This is a genomic window from Mucilaginibacter lappiensis, assembly GCF_900155965.1.
GTDB lineage: Bacteria > Bacteroidota > Bacteroidia > Sphingobacteriales > Sphingobacteriaceae > Mucilaginibacter > Mucilaginibacter lappiensis.
In genome coordinates this window covers 52,602-74,050 of the sequence record NZ_FTMG01000014.1, presented here as the reverse complement: position 1 = coordinate 74,050, position 21,449 = coordinate 52,602, and the positions used below count along the sequence as shown (strand labels likewise).

At 40.4% G+C, this 21,449-nt stretch carries 20 protein-coding genes; 14 read left to right on the top strand and 6 right to left on the bottom strand.

Features of this window, described 5'->3' with window-relative positions:
- Positions 1-415: 415 nt before the first annotated feature.
- Complete coding sequence (locus BW976_RS21985) at positions 416-1,711, top strand: leucine-rich repeat-containing protein kinase family protein (RefSeq protein WP_076376730.1); 1,296 nt, start codon at positions 416-418, stop codon at positions 1,709-1,711.
- Between the two features lie 401 nt (positions 1,712-2,112).
- Here BW976_RS21985 and BW976_RS21980 read toward each other — a convergent pair whose 3' ends face one another.
- Together BW976_RS21980 and BW976_RS21975 are read right to left on the bottom strand one after the other, a co-directional pair.
- Positions 2,113-2,481: a hypothetical protein gene (locus tag BW976_RS21980; protein ID WP_076376550.1), complete on the bottom strand. Its 369-nt coding sequence runs from the start codon at positions 2,479-2,481 to the stop codon at positions 2,113-2,115.
- 71 nt (positions 2,482-2,552) lie between these two features.
- Positions 2,553-3,068 (bottom strand): Crp/Fnr family transcriptional regulator, encoded by a 516-nt coding sequence (locus tag BW976_RS21975; RefSeq protein ID WP_076376548.1) that lies wholly within the window; start codon positions 3,066-3,068, stop codon positions 2,553-2,555.
- Positions 3,069-3,178: 110 nt separating this feature from the next.
- On the opposite strand from BW976_RS21975, the gene bla reads away from it, so the two are divergent.
- Entirely contained in the window at positions 3,179-4,057 is an 879-nt protein-coding gene (gene bla / locus BW976_RS21970) for a subclass B3 metallo-beta-lactamase (protein WP_076376546.1), read from the top strand.
- Between the two features lie 261 nt (positions 4,058-4,318).
- Here the strand turns inward: bla and BW976_RS21965 are convergent, their stop codons facing one another.
- Together BW976_RS21965 and BW976_RS21960 are read right to left on the bottom strand one after the other, a co-directional pair.
- On the bottom strand, positions 4,319-5,458 hold the full coding sequence (locus tag BW976_RS21965; RefSeq protein ID WP_076376544.1) for a hypothetical protein: 1,140 nt from the start codon (positions 5,456-5,458) through the stop codon (positions 4,319-4,321).
- A 33-nt stretch (positions 5,459-5,491) separates the two neighbouring features.
- On the bottom strand, positions 5,492-6,385 hold the full coding sequence (locus BW976_RS21960) for a TssN family type VI secretion system protein (protein ID WP_076376542.1): 894 nt from the start codon (positions 6,383-6,385) through the stop codon (positions 5,492-5,494).
- Between the two features lie 118 nt (positions 6,386-6,503).
- Here BW976_RS21960 and BW976_RS21955 point away from each other — a divergent pair, with 118 nt between their 5' ends.
- Positions 6,504-7,439, top strand: coding sequence for a type VI secretion system baseplate subunit TssG (locus tag BW976_RS21955; RefSeq protein WP_076376540.1), 936 nt, complete (start codon positions 6,504-6,506; stop codon positions 7,437-7,439).
- A gap of 6 nt (positions 7,440-7,445) precedes the next feature.
- On the opposite strand, the gene BW976_RS21950 is transcribed toward BW976_RS21955, so the two are convergent.
- Entirely contained in the window at positions 7,446-9,299 is a 1,854-nt protein-coding gene (locus BW976_RS21950; RefSeq protein WP_076376538.1) for a type VI secretion system baseplate subunit TssF, read from the bottom strand.
- A 10-nt stretch (positions 9,300-9,309) separates the two neighbouring features.
- A complete protein-coding gene (locus BW976_RS21945) occupies positions 9,310-9,744 on the bottom strand; it encodes a GPW/gp25 family protein (protein ID WP_076376536.1) in 435 nt (144 codons plus the stop codon).
- Between the two features lie 199 nt (positions 9,745-9,943).
- On the opposite strand from BW976_RS21945, the gene BW976_RS21940 reads away from it, so the two are divergent.
- From BW976_RS21940 to BW976_RS21890, 11 genes are all read left to right on the top strand, one after another.
- Positions 9,944-10,465 (top strand): hypothetical protein, encoded by a 522-nt coding sequence (locus tag BW976_RS21940; RefSeq protein WP_076376534.1) that lies wholly within the window; start codon positions 9,944-9,946, stop codon positions 10,463-10,465.
- A 5-nt stretch (positions 10,466-10,470) separates the two neighbouring features.
- Positions 10,471-10,959, top strand: a complete 489-nt coding sequence (locus BW976_RS21935; protein ID WP_076376532.1) for a type VI secretion system transmembrane protein TssO — start codon at positions 10,471-10,473, stop codon at positions 10,957-10,959.
- A 44-nt stretch (positions 10,960-11,003) separates the two neighbouring features.
- Positions 11,004-11,963: a PKD domain-containing protein gene (locus tag BW976_RS21930; RefSeq protein WP_076376530.1), complete on the top strand. Its 960-nt coding sequence runs from the start codon at positions 11,004-11,006 to the stop codon at positions 11,961-11,963.
- 40 nt (positions 11,964-12,003) lie between these two features.
- Positions 12,004-14,370: a type VI secretion system protein TssR domain-containing protein gene (gene tssR / locus BW976_RS21925; RefSeq protein WP_076376728.1), complete on the top strand. Its 2,367-nt coding sequence runs from the start codon at positions 12,004-12,006 to the stop codon at positions 14,368-14,370.
- 1 nt (position 14,371) lies between these two features.
- Positions 14,372-16,855 (top strand): ATP-dependent Clp protease ATP-binding subunit, encoded by a 2,484-nt coding sequence (locus BW976_RS21920; RefSeq protein WP_076376528.1) that lies wholly within the window; start codon positions 14,372-14,374, stop codon positions 16,853-16,855.
- Positions 16,856-16,950: 95 nt separating this feature from the next.
- Positions 16,951-17,391, top strand: a complete 441-nt coding sequence (locus BW976_RS21915; RefSeq protein WP_076376527.1) for a type VI secretion system contractile sheath small subunit — start codon at positions 16,951-16,953, stop codon at positions 17,389-17,391.
- Between the two features lie 26 nt (positions 17,392-17,417).
- Entirely contained in the window at positions 17,418-18,797 is a 1,380-nt protein-coding gene (locus tag BW976_RS21910; RefSeq protein ID WP_076376525.1) for a DUF5458 family protein, read from the top strand.
- 111 nt (positions 18,798-18,908) lie between these two features.
- Positions 18,909-19,478, top strand: coding sequence for an NAD(P)H-dependent oxidoreductase (locus tag BW976_RS21905; RefSeq protein WP_076376523.1), 570 nt, complete (start codon positions 18,909-18,911; stop codon positions 19,476-19,478).
- Positions 19,479-19,582: 104 nt separating this feature from the next.
- Positions 19,583-19,981 (top strand): type VI secretion system tube protein TssD, encoded by a 399-nt coding sequence (tssD, locus tag BW976_RS21900; RefSeq protein ID WP_076376521.1) that lies wholly within the window; start codon positions 19,583-19,585, stop codon positions 19,979-19,981.
- Positions 19,982-20,060: 79 nt separating this feature from the next.
- Entirely contained in the window at positions 20,061-20,456 is a 396-nt protein-coding gene (gene tssD / locus BW976_RS21895) for a type VI secretion system tube protein TssD (RefSeq protein ID WP_076376519.1), read from the top strand.
- A gap of 98 nt (positions 20,457-20,554) precedes the next feature.
- Positions 20,555-21,448, top strand: coding sequence for a hypothetical protein (locus tag BW976_RS21890; RefSeq protein WP_076376517.1), 894 nt, complete (start codon positions 20,555-20,557; stop codon positions 21,446-21,448).
- Position 21,449: the final 1 nt, after the last annotated feature.

Genomic DNA, 21,449 nt, shown 5'->3' with positions numbered 1-21,449 from the left:
CACAAAAATCTTGTCCTATTTTGAAATTTGTCACTTTCGTTCGATTCCTAATAAGCCTTTGATGTTGCGTAGTTTAAGCCTCTGTTAGAGGCTTTTCTTTTTTCCAGGTATTTTATCAGGTTTAGACCCCTTATACAATCCTCCTATTGATAAGAATAAACAATTTTCTTGACCTATTTGCTAATTCGCCGATCTGCTTTTAGTCCGGATAGGACCACATTTAAAGCCAGTGATTGACCATAATTACAGGCTTTTTTGCGCTAGAGGGAAAAATATAGCGAATGATAAAAGAGACGAATTGCATCTGCATGCTGTTTTAGCTAACAAAATTGGCCGAAACAGTTACTTTTGCGATATAAATGAATTTCGGCGAGAGATCAATAATTTCGGCCGGGTACTTGATCTCTATACGCTCATGCAAACACTTGAACAACTAAAGAACGGAGAGCTTAAAGGCGCAGTTTCATTAAAGCTTACCGAAGGGCTTTCGCACTTTCCGCAGGAAATATTCGAATTGGCGGATACGCTGGAGATGCTTGATCTTTCTGGCAATGCTTTAAGTGAATTACCTGCGGATTTTGGCCGGTTAAAAAAGCTGAAGATTTTATTTTGTTCGGAAAATTTGTTTACCGTTTTGTCAGAGGTACTGGCTGATTGTCCTCTGTTGGATATTGTTGGTTTTAAATCAAACAGGATAGAAAAAGTACCCGCTAAAGCGCTTAATCCAAATATTCGCTGGCTGATACTAACAAACAATAAGATAACAGAACTACCCGCTCAAATAGGGAGTTGCAGCCGTATGCAAAAGCTGATGCTTGCCGGTAACAGATTAAAGGAGTTGCCTGTTGAACTTGAAAATTGTCGCCAGTTGTCGCTTTTGCGTATCTCTGCCAATAGGTTAAGTCGGTTTCCGCAATGGTTGTTGAGTATGCCTAAGCTTTCCTGGCTGGCATTTTCTGGTAATCCGTTTAACGTAAAGCCCACTATAGCCGCTATTTCTTTGATTGATCACCAGGAACTGGAAGTGAGTCACCGGCTTGGCGAAGGTGCGTCGGGCATTATTTCCAAAGCTCGCTGGCGCAATAGTGATGAAGAAAGGGAAGTGGCCATCAAGATATTTAAAGGCGCAGTAACCAGCGATGGGCTTCCTGAAGACGAGATGTTCACCTATATAGCCGCGGGTAACCACTATGGACTGGTAAAATTACTCGGGCAGATATTGGCGCATCCGGAAGGGAAAGAAGGATTGGTAATGGAGCTGATACCAGAACGTTTTTTTAATTTGGGTAACCCGCCTAGCTTTGCCACTTGTACCCGGGATGTTTTTAAGGAGGGCATGAGTCTTTCTGCGCAGCAGGTGATGAAAATTGCTTCAACCATAGCATCTTTGGCAGCACAGTTGCATTATAATGGTGTGATGCATGGCGATCTTTATGCCCACAATACATTGATAGATGAGGAGGGAAATACGCTCTTCGGCGATTTTGGCGCTGCGGGTTTTTATGACAGGTCTGATACCGAAATGGCCTATGCACTGGAACGGTTAGAAGTAAGCGCCTATGGTCATTTACTGGATGACCTGCTAAGTTTATGTAAAGAGGCTGATACGGATGAGTCTTTATTGAAATTAGCAGTCTTAAGAGATAACTGTACAAACCAACATGTATCAACCCGCCCTGGTTTTCAGGATTTAGTGAACAAACTGCTCTAAGTCATTTAAAGAAATTTATAAGGATCAGAAGATTACCGTATCCATAACAACAGTTATATGTAGCGCTCATTCTGCCTATGTTTGGTGTCATCACCATAAGTGTTCGGAAGATTCTTATTTTGGCTAAAGCCATCAAATACTTCTATTATCCGTCCCATAAATGGGACGGCAATGAATGGAAAACTTATTGATTTACCATTTATTGCCGTTGGTTTTAACCAACAGATTACAAGTAAATCGCTATTGGCTTTAGCCAAATCTGATATCTAGTACTTATGTTGATTCTTCCGAACATCTGTGGTGTTATCACCGCACCATAACACTCGCTCAACTTGCCTCACAATGCAAAGCAACGATAAAAGAGTCGGGTTTGGCTTAAAGTGTGTTTTTTAATAGTTAATTTAATCATTGCGCCTGCCTGCCAGGTAAATGGCAACAAACTGTACCGTTGCGATGAAAAACGGACCAGCAGCTTTAGATACATCGTGCTGGTAAATGCCTATAAAACCATCAAGAAATTGTATGATGCCAGCCAGCACCGCAAGGGTAATAAAAGCATCCCATTGTTTGCCGAATATGGAAATAATGGCCAGGGTCGCTATTGGGATAGTTCGTGCGCCCGCGTAAAGGGTTGTGATGGCTATTGCTTTATCGGTAGTTATATGGGCTGGTAAAATTGAAAATGGATTGAATATTCCTGCTACCGAAAAACCTGTTGAAATCAATACGTTTAAAACGGTGATGATCTTTAAAAATGTTAACGCTTTCATATCTTATAATTTGTAACAACAAATTTCAGGAATAAGGAATGAGTGCAACGATAACAATTGTTAAGAACGGATCATTTCCTGTTTCTTATTCGGCTTAATGAAACCGGTGTGACGCCCAGATACGAGGCAATATAATGTTGTGGGATTCTTTGAAAGATACCCGGGTTTTCGGCTAACAATTGCTGATATCGAAGGAAGGGCTTATCCTTTAATAAAGAAAGCAATCTGTTGCTGTATATAAACAGTTTATCAATGGCTGTTTCATAAAACAATTCCCTGATCTTCGGGTCGGTTTTTAGGAGATCTGAAAAATCGGCCTTTTTCAAAATTCCAACCTCGCATTCTTCCAGGGTCTCGATATTTATGGTGCTTGGGGTATTTTTCAAAAAGCTTTCCAGTGATGTAGCGGGGTCGCCTTCAAAAAAAAACTGTAAGGTGATATCCTGCCCGTCGGCATTGTACCAGGCCCTGATACAGCCCTTAATAATAAAGAACATCTCGTTCGGAATACTTCCTTCGTTCACCAAAATGGTTTTTGGCTCGAAGCGCTTTATCGTAAGTAACTTTTCATCAAATAATGCAATCATTTTTGTTTAGTGTATGATCCCTGTTAAATATACCATATAAAAGGGAATAGCTGGAACCGTGTTTTAACTTCTGGGAACAACCTGTATATTTAGCACTCATTTATCGGTATATGCTTGTACAACAACTTAAAAGGATCCCGCTATTAATCAGTTTTATATGTTTGAGCTTAGGAGTATTTGCTCAAAAAGTAGTTCAGCCGGCAAGCACCGATCCCAATTGGTCCAAGCCTTATCCGCCGTTTCAAATAGCAGGTAATCTTTATTACGTGGGTACTTATGATTTGGCTTGCTACCTTATTACCACTCCTCAGGGCAATATACTCATCAATACAGGTCTTGAAGATTCGGCACCTGTTATAAAATCCAATATGGAAGCATTGGGGTTTAAGTTTAAGGATATCAAGATACTTTTAACTACCCAGGCACATTTTGATCATATGGGCGCCATGGCAGCTATAAAAAAAATGACTGGTGCTAAAATGATGGTAGACGCGGGCGATGTGGGAGTGGTAACTGATGGAGGCCGCTCTGATTATTCATTAAGTGGCGATGTAAGCACCTATGCCCCGGTAAAGGTTGACCGGGTATTAAATAATGGCGATACTATAAAGTTAGGGAACATGCGCTTAGTTATGCTTCATCACCCGGGGCATACTAAAGGTTCCTGCAGCTTTTTATTTGATGTAAAAGATCAAAAGCGATCATACCGGGTATTGATAGCTAATATGCCAACCATTGTTACAGATAAAAGTTTCTCTGATATACCTGCCTATCCTAATATTACGCACGACTATGCCTATACATTGAATGCAATGAAAAAACTATCATTTGATATTTGGTTAGCATCACATGCTAGTCAGTTTGAGCTTCAACGCAAGCACAAACCCGGAGCTGGTTATAACCCCGATGCTTTTATAGATGAGAAGGGATACGACTCGCAAATCAACTATCTGCAGGATCAGTTTTCAAAGAAAGTAAAAGGCAAATAATGTATTATATCAACAAAGAGAGAGTCTCTACTCACACCTCCACATTGTCCGTTGCTGTTCGCCGAAATGACATGGAGGGGCCTAAACTTGACAAAATAATGGGTTTACATTATTTTGCGATAAACTTATGCAATTGTCTGATTGTCAATTAAATATACCAATGTTAACCATGAATTGTGTAAACCATGTAAACCCACTTTTATAACAAAACGACCCGCTTGTTAAGGGGGCCGTTTGATATGAGTTAATCATTTTAACTGCTTAATCAAGCAGTGTCCAGGTGCGTTTGGATTGTACGGTTTGTATCACTTGTTGTTCAGCAACCACTATGTTCTCTTTACGCTGACCAATATATTCCAGCGAGCTCAGTTTATTCCACAAAGCTACTATTACACGCAGAAACTCATCAACGGTTATCATAGATGCGCTAATGTCATGATGATTATAAACAACCTCTATGAGGCGTGCAAGCAGCTCCTCAAAGTTGCCGGGAGTAACGTCCTTCCATTCATAAAAATATTTAAGCAGCTCTTCACGCTCGGCGCCGGGTATGCTTTTTACGGTGCTGAAAAATATATGCGCCATTTCCGAAAAACAGGATACCAGATATACCGGCGGTTGTTGGTAAACTATGTTACGATAAGAAAAATAGATACGGGCAATATACTCCAGCATCTTTTCGCACAATATTTTTACGTTTTTGCCAATGGTCGAAACAGATTCCTTAGAAGTTATTTTATCCAGAATACGGAACGATAGCAGTTGCAGATTATTCAGCTGATTACTGAAGCTTTCATAATATTTAACCAGTTCCGGATGACTTAATACAGATGTGCACGGAGGTATAAAACTGATATCTGTTTGCAGATTATTACCATTTTTAATGAATTTACCCACCTCCAAAAAATGTGAACTTCGAACGTTTATTTGCGATGCGGGTATAATGGTGATATTATACTGCTTATCAACTTCGGGATATCTTAAAGGAATCTCTTCAGGGTCGGGATTGCCGCTCGCCACGCGTTCAAACGGATTAACAGTAAGCAGTACGTAATAGGTTTCTGAGTTTTCTGTGGTGTTATCCTGGCCAAAGTAATGGGTAAACAGTAATTCAGGGCCGGTTCGCGATATATCAATGCGATGACCATCAGCTGTTACAGCATTACAATGGTTTATTTTAATCTGTACCTGATTTGAAGCCCTTTCTGTGATCTGTATATCCAGTGCGACAGACTCGTTAACAACAGGAGGTAATAAACCAAAGTTGTGGTTATTGAGTGGCAGGGAATTAGAATCCCTGACAATATCATGTACAAAATTATCTGTGCTGATAAAATGATCGCTGGAAATTTTCATTCCATCTATCCAGTTTACGGGCTTGTTTTTTAACGGACTAAGCATATCATGTTTTAATAGGTAGTTGTTTTTATAATATTATAGGTAAACTGCCTGATCGCCGGTGCGTTCGGGCTCGCTTATAATCTCAGAAACACGTTTGGCATATATTGTGTTTGCTTCCGTGATCTTATTCTCTACAATGTTCAGGTCGGGATCAATAAATTGCCTCCGTTTCCAAAAAGATGGTTTAACATAAAATATCCATCTATAGCTGTCGGTTTTATTGACTTTGTACTGTACCGGTGCATTGGGAAATTTTAAATTATAATCATCTATAAACTTCTGGAACCATTGACCAAAATTCATATTTGGTGGCGCTTTGGCCTTAACCTTCAAGGGCTCGGGATCATCGGTATTTTTATACAGATCAAGCTCCAGCACCATCAGTTTATCAAAATTGAGGTGCTCCATACTGATATCCTCGGGAGTACGGGGGTACTGCCATACTTTGTATATTTCCAGAGGGATACTCATAAAAGCAATATATGCCCACCAGAAAATGGGGGGTAATAAAAATATGAATATACTGGTGGCAGCCCACAAACCATACCGCAGGTTATTTAGCCAATCAAACCCCAGTTTAAAAAGATATACACCCAACAGGCAGGATATCAGCGTGCAAAAAATAAAGAATCCCTTTTTGTTGAGTAGCTCATTCTCCTGATATTTACCTGCCAGCCATACGTAAACAGAGCCTAGGGCTAAGTAAATAAGCTGGCAAAACAAGTAGCCCCAAGGCATAAACTGCAGGTCAAGAAAACCCAATAAGCCAGGAATTCCTAAAATAACAGCGGTTAACAGAATAATAACTATGAGGCGTTTATTGCTTAGGAGTTTATTCTTTTTGTTAATTATGGTCATAATTGCCGCAGCAATCACGAAGATGAGAGGGAAGATAAGATAACGTATAAAAAATGATTTAACGTCCATGATATAATTGTATGTTCAGGTCTATAACGGGATCAAAAAAATAAATTTGACATAAGTCTAATCAATTACCAATAATTGTGGTTATTGTTTTAAATATTATTAGTAAAAATATTGAAAAATGAAGATCAAAAACCCTAATCTTATCGATACAGATTTTAAAGCAACGGTTATTGCTGCGGAAATTGTTGAGAATGAATTGGTTGACGCTGATGGTATTGTGATATTACCGGTTGGCCCTCAACAGCGTGCATTTGCAAAAGAAATTGCGGGTATTACTGTAAGCCAAACCGATATTACCAACAAAAAGATACTTCAGGTTCAGGTAAACCGCGATGGCTTGTATGATATGTTGCCTGAAGGCCTCTTCCATAAGCCTCCTGCTTCTAGTTTAATGATTACCGAAGAAGAGATGGTTAAGGATATTGTGGACAGGAGAGATGAGGAGAAACAGACGCGTCGGTTTTTTGCACCATTTGAAGCAGAGGTTAATCACCTGAAAATGATCCTCGAGCTTTATGAGAATCGTCTTGACAAGAAAAATGAGTACGACGATCTGATTAACATATTTTTAAAGGAATGGAAAGAGTTTAGCTGTTTTACCAATAAGCAAATGCTTATTTTAATACATGTTTTACCCGTTATACATGAGCAGCGCAATAATCTTGTTTTTATAGGCAAAATACTAACTATGCTGTTCAAAACGCCCATATCACTCAGCTATAAACTGGTTACCAGGTCAGGGAAAAAAGATTTGACAGGTATGCAAACCTCATTGAGCAAAGCTGCTCTGGGAATAGATTTTATAGCAGGGCAGTTAATTGAGCCTGAAGAAGAATTGCACGTTGCTGTTGGGCCTTTAAGCGCTTCAAAAATGATTGACTTTTTACCCGGCGAGCGATCTGCCATTTGTATTGATGTGTTATTATCATACTTTATACCAATGCAGACTGGGGTAAAGGTTAATTTGCTGTCCACGGCTGCTTCGAAAAAAATAATAATCGGAGCGCAGCAGGATAATGCCAGGCTGGGTTATACCACGTATCTGGGTGATTAAATGGTTTTAATTTTCAATAAAAAGACGATAATTATAATTGATGATGCTCCGCGATTCCAGCTTTGACTGTAGCAGACTTAGTAACGTGTCCCATTCGTTTGTCGATAGCTTACTTTCTTCGTGAGGTTTTAAGTATATGTCTGTTGTTTTTTTAAAGCCTTCTTTTGGATTGGGGGAAATGCTTACGCCCTTACTGATACGGATACTTTTTAATTTGGTACCCAGTTCATATTGACAAAAACTAGTCAGATCGGCCTGGGTAACAATTCTGTCCTTAGTAGTAAGTCCATATTTATAAGCTTGTATACGTTCGGTGGCCCCAAGGCTATTTCTGCCTCCGATAGAGGTAGTCATCAAACGTAAATTATCTGCTTTTAGCTTTGTTGTTTCAAACTGCTGTAACCTGGAGCCTTTTCTGATATTATTGGCGGTGTCTGCAAGAGTGGTCCAAAATTGAAGGTATAACATACCAGCCTTATTGGCTGGTTTTAAAATAAGATAATTGATGAGTTCGTGATTGTCTTTAGCCTGGTTTGATTTTTTTTCAATAAGCGAAATGTTTTGCTCAAGCGTTTTTAATGTTGAGTTTAAAAAGTCGTTGCCATAGGCGGCGAAAGCAGCCTTTTCGTCCCTGAGCAATTCAAAAAGGTACTCTATGATCTGTTGTGCATTCCGGGAGTCAAAACGTTCGGCTCCACCGTTCCTGACAGAATAACTTCCTTCAAAATTTTGATCAGCCTGGCTATAAGGGATTTCATTATAATGGATATCCAGATCGTCATGCAGGTCTTGAACCGATAAAAAATGATCATAAGCCGAAGGCTTAATAGGGATAATGTTATTCATCTCTTTTACCCTGAATTTCTGCTCATGCAGTTTACGGCTCATAACCGGGAAACAGTTCAGGTGCAGCTGTAATTCGCTGATCACATCGGGCCTTATCACTGCCGGGAAAACCATTTTTATCCATACACAAGGTTTAAGCCGTTTCAGATCCGTTGGCTCAAACCATCTTTCAAATGATAGAGGATAGCTTTTCTTAAGCGGTTCAAGATCATTTAAGCTATCGTCTGTAAGCGATATAAAACGGGTCTGGTAGTATGATTTTACATCCCGGGTAATTAGGTTAATAATGTTTTGATCATAAAATACCGGTTTGCTCTCAATTGCTTCTTCCTCTTCATATATTAATCCACTTGTTGTATGCAGCTCTTGCTCGTCGGTGTACAAACGGGTAACAGGCAACAGGTTATAAAAATCGTTATTGGTAGTATAGCCGGGCCATTCAAAATATACACCGGCGTTTTGGAGTGTATTAAGTTTCGGGTCGGTTTCAATTCCTACCCATAAGGTGTTATTTTCGGTAAAAGATTGTGGTAATGAACTGGCAACCGGCGTTTTTTGCATATCCGGCGTGTGCTCCCAAAGCTGCCTGCCACTAAACGTGTACTTAATTTCGGCTTTAAAAACTTTGTTTTCGCCGATAGGTGTAAAAAAAATATCTAAAGGATCCAATGCTGTTTTACCTGCATCGGGCGAAACTGTTTTTCGATAAATGAAATGATTTTTGATGCTCAAAGTTTCCGTGTTTTCAACCGGTATACCCTTAAGCAGGGCATGGGCAGGGAGCGGAGCGGTGAGGTAATCTGAAGCAAGTATCCTGGAGATTTTATTTAATACCCGGTTCTCCAGATTTTTAACATCATTGGAAAGGTTGAATAGCTCAGTACTGAGTGCGTCGATCAATAATTTAACCAGCGGGTCAATGTCATTAATATTGGTGGTGTTCCAGAAATCCATCGCATTCCGGAGCATCCTGCCCTTTATCTCTTCTTTTGATGTGAAAAATAATTTGTTCATGTTTAGGTTTTTATGCAGATAAAGGACTCAAAAATAATGATGTGGTGAAAGTATAATGCTCGCCGGTTTTATTAAGCTTCCCTTTTATAACAATCTCTACCCGTTTCTTTATTTCACTTACATTTCTTAACGGATAAAATTTATTGATCTCGCTAATGTGTACATCAATATCAATGTCGTATATCCTTTTTTCAAATTTTTTGATGGATCGGAGGAGTGATTGCCGTAGTTTCTCTTCCCAAATAGTTTCACTTTGTATCAACTCAAAATCCATATCCCATATCTCGCATCCAAACTCGGGGTTATAGCGATGTTCGCCATACCTGGTAAAAATGATCAACTCTATATATTGTGAAATAGAGCCCCCCAGATCCTGGGTTTGCATGTCTCGACCCAAACCAATGCTTTCGAATCTTAATGGCTTGAAATATAGAGGGTTTGGCATATTAAATATTTTATTTATAACTAAGTAATAAAAAAAATCACTTTTTCATAAACATTTCTTTTGCAAAATAGTTGTAGAAATGTTTTAAAGGTTAAGAATATTTTTATTACGCCCTTTATCCTGAATGGTTTATAGTGATAACTAATCAGAATAATTAAAAATTATTATAGCCTCTTAACAATAATATTACATATATTTAATGAAGCCCGTCAATATAACCGACCTAAATCGTGCCTACAGGATTTTTATAATTTACCTGACCGGGCTATTAGCATTTGCCGTTGTAACCGTTTATTTCTTTTTCTTCACCTCGAGCCGCGAAATGGTATTGCTTAATGCCAAAGTGAAGCAAACCGACCAGTTAGTAGCTATCCGTAATGATATCAACAATAATTTCGAGCTGATTCTGATGCGCATGCAACAGTTGTCGCAATATTCAAAAATGAATTCAGAGGAACTAAACAATCAAAATATCCTGCTTAATGATATTCAGGAGAGTAATCAACATATTCTTGATAAGCTCCAGAACAACCCTTATCCGCTTAAAAGTTTCGATCTGTATAAAAAATTAAGCAATCATATTGCCACTATAGCCAGTATTAAAGATTCGTTATTTACCACCCGTTTCCAGATAGAAAGTCTTCGTTCGCAATTGGAGTCGTGTAATAAAATAAATAAATCGGCTGTCAGCAAGCTTAGTGGCCGGTTTTCACATTATTAAATTATATGCTAAAGTTCAATTTAAAAGAGCGGAGAGAAAAGTTCCTTTTGTTTTTAGGAATGTTTCTGATAACATCATCCATATTGTGTACGGCCATATTTTATAACTATGACGATGGTGCAACTATATCAAAAGATGAGTTTTCCAAACGGATAGCCGAAGAGGATGAGTTTGAAACCCTGGTTACACAAGCTATACCTACGGTTGATACTACCTATACGCATATTGTAAAGTTTAACCCCAATGTACAGGCACTTTTTTTGGAAAACGATATCAGAAACTCCATAGGTGCCATACGTTCGTATTATAACCGCCGCCCGTATGATAGCCGGTATAAATGTTTTATTCATGCTTCAAAATTGTTTGAGAACCTGTTTTATGATAAACGCGAACTCACCGGCAATTACGGCGACATCAACCGGCTTAGTAAACTGCTTGACGATTGTAAACTATCAACCCGGCAATTGCAGCAAAGCCTTGGATCCAGCAGATAAACGCAAAACATCACATCACTATAAAAACACAAACCTTTAAACCAATGAAAGACGATTACAACAGCGGCCGAGCCGTGGATACCAACAGGCAAACCTATGCCTTCCTATATATTATAGTTGGTATACTCATTATTGCCGCATTGATCTTTTTATTTAAAAGCTCATTATTTGATAAAAGAACAGTTAATGCCCGGCTGTTAAAAGACGAGATATTTTTAAACGAAAACCTGGTATACTCAGACAATACAGCGAATGCTAAAAGCTGGGTATGGGAGTTTGGCAACGGCGATAAATCAAACCTTCAAAACGGGAGTTATAAATTTAAACGCCCCGGCGATTACATTGTACGAATTACTATTGACGGTACTTTAAAGCAGCAGTTTCCGGTAAATGTTAAAGATACCATTGTGCAATCTGTTGATACCCTAATGGTTATTAACGGGCCTACGCAGGGTATTGTTAATGAACAGATCAGGCTGGAAGCACAGGGAAATGCCAGGATATATGAATGGTCATTTGGCGAAACCGGCAGGGTTGACGTTAAGGGATCTACTGCTTTATATACCTATCATAACCCCGGAACCTACTTTATAAAGCTCAGTACCGATAAAAGTAAACACCCTGTTTATCATCGTATGCTGATAACAAACCCGGATTCGACAGTTAACGCCATTGTAACACCCGGCGAAGGCGAGCGTAAAGTGATTGACGATATCCGGGCACACTTGCAAGCCATTGCCAACGGAGCCGATTTTAATACCAATTACTATTACCTCGTTAACAAATATTTCTGCGGTGATGAAAAAGTAACCGTTAACCTGGAAGCCAATGGGGATAGTAAACAAACCGACTTTTACTCGTATTGTATGCGCCTCACTTTTGGCGGGGGCATTAATATTGATGAAGCTCAGGTAACCTTGAGAGCCAAATCAAGCTGTTCAAGTATGCTTACTGTTAAACAGCATTCATCTACCTCGAATGGCGCTCCAAGACGGGCCAAATAATAAACCATTATCAATGAACCTAATATATGCACCTATCAAAATGAAAAATATTTTAATAATGTTACTGCTGCTTTCCTGTTTTTCGGTGAACGCGCAGTCGCCGGTTTCCATCAGTAAGAAGGTAGTAACACTGCCTGCGGCATTTGAAAAGCCGAATGAAAATACCAATATCTATAACAGCGATGATAAGACTGGTTTGCCATGGATAGTTTTTTCTGATCGCGACGAGAATTATACCTACACCTCACCGGGAGGTACGCTGATCATGAAAAAATTAAAGTTCATGGATCCGTTTTATGTAAGCGAAGAAAGAAATGGTTATATAAAACTCATCAAATATCAGCCTGGAATGGTACAGGGCCGCAAGCTCACCAATAAAAAATCAAGTCAGAGTTATGGTTGGATCAGTAAGTCGAAAGTTTTATTATGGCAATCGGCATTTATTAATCACGGTACCTATCCCAGTAAATATATAGCGGTTATCAGTGGTAAAAATCCGCTCTTGATGCCCGATTTTTATTATGACAAAACAGATTCATTGTATGTATTCACCTCGCCGGAGTTAGAGCGTAAAAAAGCAAAACTTGCGTTAAATAACATCGTGTATGTATTCAAGAAATCAGACGATGGTAAGAAAATGCTGGTAGGTTCTGAAGGGCAGCTTGTAGCCGACAGCGCATCCCGTAGCGTTTATGGATGGGTAGCGGCCGATGCTTTACATAACTGGGGTAACCGTTTATACATTGGTTCGGCTAAAAATAATATTACCGATGCTGATGATTCGGCTGCAACAGCTATTAATCAGGCCATATTGGTGGGCGCTCCGCCAGCTACCAGTACCTACTTTAAATTTGATCCTTTGATAACGTCGGATGAGCCGGTGCTGCGGAGTTTACCGGTAATTACAGGGAACGCACTAAGCCCTGGTGATAAATTAGGAACCGGATTGGCTGTAGATGTATATGATAAATCAAACAATAGCATTCTTAATGTTAAGGGTGGGCATCTCAAATACCTGGATTACCTGAACATCCGCAAAAATATCCATCACATTAATGTTGTTTTTGTGGTTGATGGCGGCAGTACTATGCGCAGCTATTTCTCGGGAATAACCAGTACCATCCAATCATTTGAAAACATATTTAATGCCCATGCAAAAGGGAATCACATGATGTACGGTGGCGTGGTATACCGAAATGCGCAGGATTGCCCGTCAGGAGGTATCAATAAAATGAACTTTACAACTGATTACCGGGAGCTTGTAAAATATTTTGACAAACAGGCATCCGTAACCAATGGTTGCGGTACTACCTTGCAAAACCAGCCGGTGTTTGAAGGAATAAATACGGCCTTAAGCCTGTTTAAAGGGCATACCAACGAAACCAACCTGATTGTGCTGATAGGTACCACGGGGTCTGCCGATTATACTGCGGATGATATAGCTAATGAAGCTGATCAGGTAGCTGCCGCAGATGCCCGCTTGCTGGCCATACAGGTATTTAGTGATTATAACCCTATCTATAATGATTTTGTAATACAGGCAAGGCGAATTGTTTCTCAATCAGCTATAAAACTGGCCGATCTTAAAAAACAACGCATGATTACCGGCGAGGGCTTGAGCAATGTACAGCAGTTTAATACCTCGCTTTCTGATTCCATCTCCTTTTACCTCGATTATCCTAAAAACAGTATGATACAGGGCGCTGTGGTTTTCCCGCCCAAAGGTGTTGTAAAAACCAACCAGGCTATGCGCTTATCGGTTGATCGTTTGATGCGGGAGACAGATTATGACATCAATACCCAGGTGCACGCGCTGGATAGCGCCTTTAGACTTACCGGGCGCGAAAACCGTTATGTACAACCAGGCGTAATTGCACAGGTAAGCCCGGCTGCGAACGACCTCGGCAATGATATGCCGCATAACGCCTTTAAGTATTTTATTAATGCGCAGTTGCCGGCAAATGTAGTAAGCCAGCATCCGGGGCAATTACAGTACCTGTTGATATTAAACGAGCAGGAGTATAACCAGTTAACCGATATCCTTTCCTTAATGATCGGTGAAAACCTGCAGCAGGATGCTTCAGATTATCGTAAAAAATTGTTCAGAAATTATGTTGATATCATCAGGAAACGATTAAATCAAAAGATGTCAAAGGGCGATATTAAAAACATGTCACTGGGCACCTACTTTAAAACAGTTACCGGTTTGCCTTTACCGGGTAAAAATAGTTTCCTGAATACCAAAGTGGCCGATTTAAGAGGGGATATGCCACAGGCGCAGTTTGAAGGATACATTAAATTTTTGGTGCACAGCAGCGAACAGGTTAAACGTTCGGTGTTGGTTAACCAGCATTTTACATCAAACGGCAAAACTTATTTTTACGTAACCCAGGCCAACCTGCAATAGCATGAACGTAGTTAATCTCAGTGAATCAGTAAAAACGGCCGTTAGGGTGGCGCAATCTCTTGCAAAGGAGTATCACCATAAAGAGTTTGGTCCGGCGCACTTGTTAAAGGGGCTAATGCACCAGGAAGTAGGCTTGCGTGGCATGTTACAATCTTTGGGTAAAGATGCTGCTTATGTGCAGGATTGGGCCGATGTGAGGATTGAAGAGTATGCACCGGCCATTACCGTGCCCGACGAAATGCTGGGAAATAACGCCGTTAGGCAGGTGTTTGAAGAGGCCGATAATGTGCGTATTAAGCTTGGGGTTGATCTGATAACCCCGGTTTGTGTACTTATTGCATTGGTTAAACCCAACGTAGGCTTTGATGTGAACCAGCTCAAATCGTTTCCGGTAAAAGAGAAGGAACTGCTGGATATTTACCTGAGCAATGAGGAGATACAGCAAGCGGTACAAACAACAGGGAATGAAAAAGATGGCGGCGGTCATACTCCAACAAAATCAAACAGCGCTTTGCTGAAATATTGCATCGACCGTACCGAGCTGGCCCGGCGTGATAAGATAGATCCCATTATTGGCCGTGAGCGGGAAACCCGCATGGTCATGGAAATATTGAGTCGCCGTACCAAACCTAATGTCATGATAACCGGTGATGCCGGAGTGGGTAAAACCGCGCTGGTTGACGGTTTTGCTTTGGATATTGTAAATAACCAGGTGCCTGATTCCCTAAAAAATGTACAACTGTATGAGTTGGATCTGGGCTCATTAATAGCCGGGGCTTCTTATAAAGGAGAAATCGAAGATAGGCTCAAGAACATTCTGCGGGAGTTAAAACAGTTGGATAAAGCCATCCTGTTTATTGATGAGATACATACCTTATTAGACAATAAGGGCCCGATTGGCGGTGGCGTAGGCAATCTGCTTAAACCCGAATTGGCCCGTGGCGAAATAACGGTGATAGGTGCTACTACTATAGATGAGTACCGAAAGGTTATTGAGCCAGAACAAGCCTTTAGTCGGCGCTTTGAAGTATTGCAGGTAAATGAGCCAGATACGGCCACAGCCATAAAAATGCTAAAAAAGCTGGTACCCCGCTATGAAGCGCATCATAACCTGAAAGTGGATGACAATGCGGCGGAAGAATGTGTGCGCCTGGCGCAGCGCTACCTGAAAGACAGGCGCCTGCCCGATGCCGCCTTTGATTTGCTTGACCGAACTATGGCCGCTATCCGCTTAATGAACGATACTTCGGTAACCTCACTGGCCGAACTGCGCACCCGCTTTGAGGAACTTAAAAACAGCAAGGATGATCCCGAGCTGATAGTATCCTACAAATGGTTATATTCCTTACTTCGTAATAAGATTAGCGCGGTGTTACTGGGGCAGCTGGACGATGAAACCCAGGTGGAAAGCCTGGAAACGCCCGAAGAGTACAATGCGTATTTCGAACGGAATATAGGACAGCTGGAAACTTTGGCCGGCAATAAAACCGAAATTGTTGATAAACAGGATATCGCGGCTATTATATCCTATAAAACAGGTATCCCTTTAGGCAAGATACAAGCGCAGGAAAAAGAAAGGCTTTTAAACATGGAAGGCTTTTTAAAGAAACGTGTAGTGGGGCAGGATCAGGCGTTGAAAGCCGTATCAGATGCTATCCTGGAATCACGCAGCGGGTTAAATAAAAAGGGGCAGCCCATCGGTTCGTTCTTTTTACTGGGCCCAACAGGTACGGGTAAAACCGAGCTGGCTAAGTCAATCGCTGAGTTTTTGTTCAACGATGAAAAAGCTATGATCCGCTTTGATATGTCGGAGTTTAAGGAAGAGCATTCCGCGGCTTTATTATACGGAGCGCCCCCGGGATATGTAGGGTATGAAGAAGGTGGCCTTTTAGTAAATAAGATCCGCCAGCAGCCTTACTCGGTGGTGTTGTTCGATGAGATCGAGAAGGCGCATCCATCGGTGTTCGACATCTTTTTACAGATACTGGATGAAGGTCATATGCATGACAGGCTGGGGAAAGAAGGTGATTTTTCCAACGCGCTGATCCTGTTTACCTCCAACATTGGTAGCGAATGGGTTGCAGGGGAGATACAAAAAGGCAACATGCCAACATCATCACAATTAATGGAAGTGATGGGTAAAAATTTCCGACCGGAGTTTTTGGCCCGCTTGTCTGAAATTGTACCATTTGCACCGATATCCGAAGAAAATGTAGTCCGGATATTTGATATTCAACTCAAAAGCCTGGTTCAGGCGCTCGACAAAATGGGCATCGGTATGCAGATCAGCGATGAAGCCAAGAGTATGCTGGCGTTGAAAGGTTTTACACCTAAATATGGCGCAAGGCAATTATCGGGCGTGATCCGTAATCAGCTGCGGAGGCCTATTTCACGATATATTATTTCCGGGGAGTTAAAAAAGGGGAATAGCGTCATCATAACTAAAAATACAGACAGCGATGAGCTGTTATGGGATATTAAGTAACTCTTTTTGAAAGAATTAAGACACAGTAAAACAATTTGCAAGTAATTACATTATTAATATTTACAATTCTATACTTATCATTTAATTAAGAAACTATGTTTAACTACGAAATAGGAGGAAACGAGAAGAAAGTCGATACCTCAGAAGCATTTAATGATATAGCCCCTAATAAAACATTATTTATCCAAAAACTAACAGATAACGAGCCGCTTAGACCCGAAAAGGTAGAAGGATTGAAAAATGTGGAAGAGGTATTTGGACACTACAAGCCCAAAGTTAACGTAGCGTTTGATAAAATAGACGGATCAAACCTTAACGAAACTTTTCATTTTGCCAACCTGGGCGATTTTGCTCCGAAAAGATTGGTTCAGCAAAGTAATTATCTGCGTAAGCTCAATATTCAGCGCGAAATGTATCAGAATATTATTAAGCAGTTAAAAACAAACAAAACGTTAAAAACAACCCTTGATAATGCCGAAACCAAACAGGCTTTTATTGACGCGCTACGGGGCATAGTTAAAGAGTTGGAGCAATAATAACCTAAACAAATAAAAATACGATCATGGCAACACCCAACGAGCAGATACTTAATGATCAGTCATCTGGTCAGGCTTATAAACCCAAAGAAAAAGAGGAGCTATCGCTATCATCAAGTCTTGAAAAACTTTCACGTGTAGGTGGTTTCGACCTGCTGGAAGCTACTATTGAAGGTTTGCAGAACCTTAATCCCGAGCGTAAAGCCCGTAAACAGATATTTTTAACCGATGATGAAAAGAAAACAGAGCGCGAAGAGTTAAAATTAAAGCTTAACCAGTGGATTGATGCCCTGGAAAACGGCGATTCGGTAAGTGGTATTGTTGAAAAAAGTACCGAAAACCTGCAAAGTACCGAAGAGAATTTAAACAAGAATTTGCTGAATACCCTGCAAGCCACACGTGAGCTGGAGCAGGCTTATCGCTCGGTTCACTTGTTTTATAAAAATACCGAGGCTGATAAATTGAAAAATTTGGTGGTGATGAATGCCTCGCTTGATCAATTAAAAGAATTGGATAATCCAAGGTTCATTGAATTTACTGCTAATGAACTAAAGCAAAATTACGATCGTTTGGATCTGCGCCAAAACTATTCCATACTGGTTATCCCGGGTTACCTGGGTTCCAATAAAGTGGTAGAGCGCTGGTCAAAAATTGCTTATGACAATAAGGTAATGTTAGTTACCGATTTTGCCGATCTGGAACAACCGGATGACGTAGTGGATCTGTTTACCGCGGCTAACTTAACCGGAGGTGATGCCTTTAAGTCAAATACCATCATGACTTGTAACTGGCTGGTGGGCCGTGGCAAGGTGTCTGAAGCCGGTGAAGAAGAAGATCTGTACATACCAGGATCAGCGGCGTTAGCCGGTAAAATGTATTATACCTTAATGTCGCAGGTTACCGCCGGTAAAAAACATGGTGCCGTAAATGAAGTTGATGGTGTGCGGTTTGACCTGAAAAAAAGCGAAATATCACACCTCGAGCGCGTAGGTTTAGTACCTATGGTTAATGAATATGGTAAGGTGATGGCATTTTCGGCCAAAACACTGTTCAATGGCGATAATATCGGCCTTCAAACCTACTCTGTAGTCCGGGTATTTGACTATATCACTAAAGTACTGTTCGACTTTTTGAACCGTCGCGCTTTTGAAAACTGGAACTCCAAAACCGAACAGGATCTGCGCTCGCAGATTGTGAAATTTTTGGATAATATTCAGGGGCCCGACAGGCTGATAGAGCGATTTAAGATAGTACGTTTTGAACGTGATGAGCAGCAGAAAGACCGCATCCATCTGGATATTAATATTACACCATACTTCCCGGCTAAAAGTTTCGTGGTGAAACTTGACGGCCACAAGGGTGAGGATGCCAGCACCACCTGGGATACCGAGTATAAACAACAATAGTAAAAAACAAAAGAGTCATTTAGCACTCGTTAAATGGCTCTTTTGTTTTATGTTAATTTAAGTTCGCCATCAGCTTTATTTATTGTTAAATACTGGCTATGTTTGTAGCCAATGAGGCAACTATTGATTATTAATGCAGACATTAATAAAGGCGAGAATACAGCCGCATTGATCGGCGCTTATAAAGATGGGGCCGAGGCTGCAGGGAGTGTTGTAAGGGAGCTGGTTATTGCCGATCTGAAATTTAACCCCAATAAACAATTTGCCCTGCCCAATACCGATACAGAGCCCGATCTTATTCAATCTATTAACATGTTAAAATGGGCCACGCATATCGCTATTTTTTGCCCTGTTTACAAAGACTCCATCAATACTCGCATTAAAGGTTTTTTTGACCGCATATTTATGCCCGACCAGGTATTTATAAGCCCTGCCGGGCGCATGGATATTAACTTTAGTGGAAAATCTGCCAGAATAATATCTATATTGGATGAGCCGGCCTGGGAAGATTGGCAAAAAAATCAACATCCTACTTACCTGGCTATCAAAAAGGGAATCCTCGAAAAACGCCAGATAAAACCTGTGCATACCAGCACGATAGGACATTTATACTCCCTGCAAAACGAATACAGCAAAAAATGGCTGCAAAAGTTATATTCGTTCGGGCTAAAACTTATTTGATAAAAAAATAATATTCATAAAACAATAATAATTCTTATTTGTAGTTATAGAGGATACAGAAAAACTGTATTCTTTTAAATTATTAACCTTTAAAATTTATCGTTATGGCTTTCAAAGCAAGATTAAATTTTTCGGGCAAGGATTACGATGTTCTTACTTGCTCGTATGCGCTTAACCGCGATGTTGATTCAAAAGGACGCCCATCTTCCGGCGTTTATGGTGGTACGATCGATATCGAGATCGAATCAACCGAAGACACTTCCATCATCGAGTCGATGGTAAACAACCAGTACAAACCTATTGCAGGTACTTTGCTGATCAAAAAATCTGAAGAAGATGCTAAAATGAAAGAGCTTTCTTTTGAAGATGGTTACATTGTAAAGTATTCTGAAGGGATTGACATTACTGGATCCACTCCAATGAGCCTAAAATTTGTGATCTCCGCACGCAAGCTTAAATTAGGCAGTGCCGAGCATGTAAATGACTGGCCGGGCAAAAATTAAATTAATTAATTTTTTTTGACCAAATTGTACCGGTGCTTTAGGCACCCTGTTATTTTTTTAATTTAAAATTTTTAAAATCATGGCTTTCAAAGCAAGAATTAGTCTCGGATCATCAAAGGAATTTGATGTGCTGCAGTGCAGCTTTTCATTAAACAGGGATGTGGACGCAAAAGGTCGTCCGTCATCTGGTGTTTACGGTGGTACCATACAAGTTGAGGTTGAGTCAACTGAGGATACATCGGTTATCGAATCAATGGTTAATAATCAATACAAACCAATTAACGGAACCATTACCTTCAAAAAATCTGACGAAGATGCCAAAATGAAGGAGTTGACTTTTGAAGAAGGTTACATTATCCAGTATAACGAAGGCATATCTATCATTGGCAACAATCCAATGTCATTAAGCTTTGTTATATCGGCACGTAAGCTAAAAATGGGTAATGCCCAGCACGAAAACGATTGGCCTAAATAAGCCATTGTTTTATATGAACTGAAAATACGGAGAAAGTAAGTAAAAGTATTTTCTCCGTATTTTTTTAGTTTGTTCTTATTTATTTCTTTGATACACCTATGAAAAAGAAGAAAAGAATAACGCGTGCACCTGTACCTACCACTAAAAAAAAGGTAAAAAAGTCATCCATCCCAACGGCTATGGAATACCTGTTGCTTTTTAATACCTGTGTAATTGCCAAAGAAAAAATGGCCCAGGTTGATAAAGTGATTGATGAACATGTAACCGTAAACCGTACCCGGTATGAAAGCATATCAAGCCTGGTTCGTTTAGGTAATGGCATGTTATTTCCGCCGGCAAACAAAAACCTGTTTGCGTCCAGCTATACTTCCTATTTTGACAGGTTTAGTGCAGGTTCGCTCAACTTGTCAACAATTGGCGCATCGCAACCAAATAGTTTGTTAAATATTGGAGCCCAGCCGCAAACTAATACTGTTTTTGGAAATAATTTTTTTGACAGCACCAGTTTACTGGGCGGCGATGTTTATTCGCCGGTTAATTTTTTCGGCGGTGGATCTTCCATCCCCTGGTATTTTATTGCCTGTGTACATTACCTCGAATGCTCATTCAGCTTTAAAAAACATTTACATAACGGCGATCCATTAACTGGTTACACAGTACAGGTACCGGCCCACCGCCCTAAAGTTGGGCATGGTCCACCGTTTACTTTCGAAGAGAGTGCGGTTGATGCCCTTAAGCTCATGAAATACGATAAGGTAAACAATTGGAGCCTGCCTTTCATACTGCAAAAGCTAGAAGGCTATAATGGTTTTGGCTATGCAGGCAAGGGGATACATACCCCATACCTATGGAGTTTCTCTAACCATTATACCAAAGGTAAATATGTTAAGGATCGTGTTTTTGACGTCAACGCCGTATCCCAACAACTGGGTGCCGCGGTAATACTAAAAAGAATGGAAGACAGGGCCATTATCAGCATACCAAGAAGTTGAT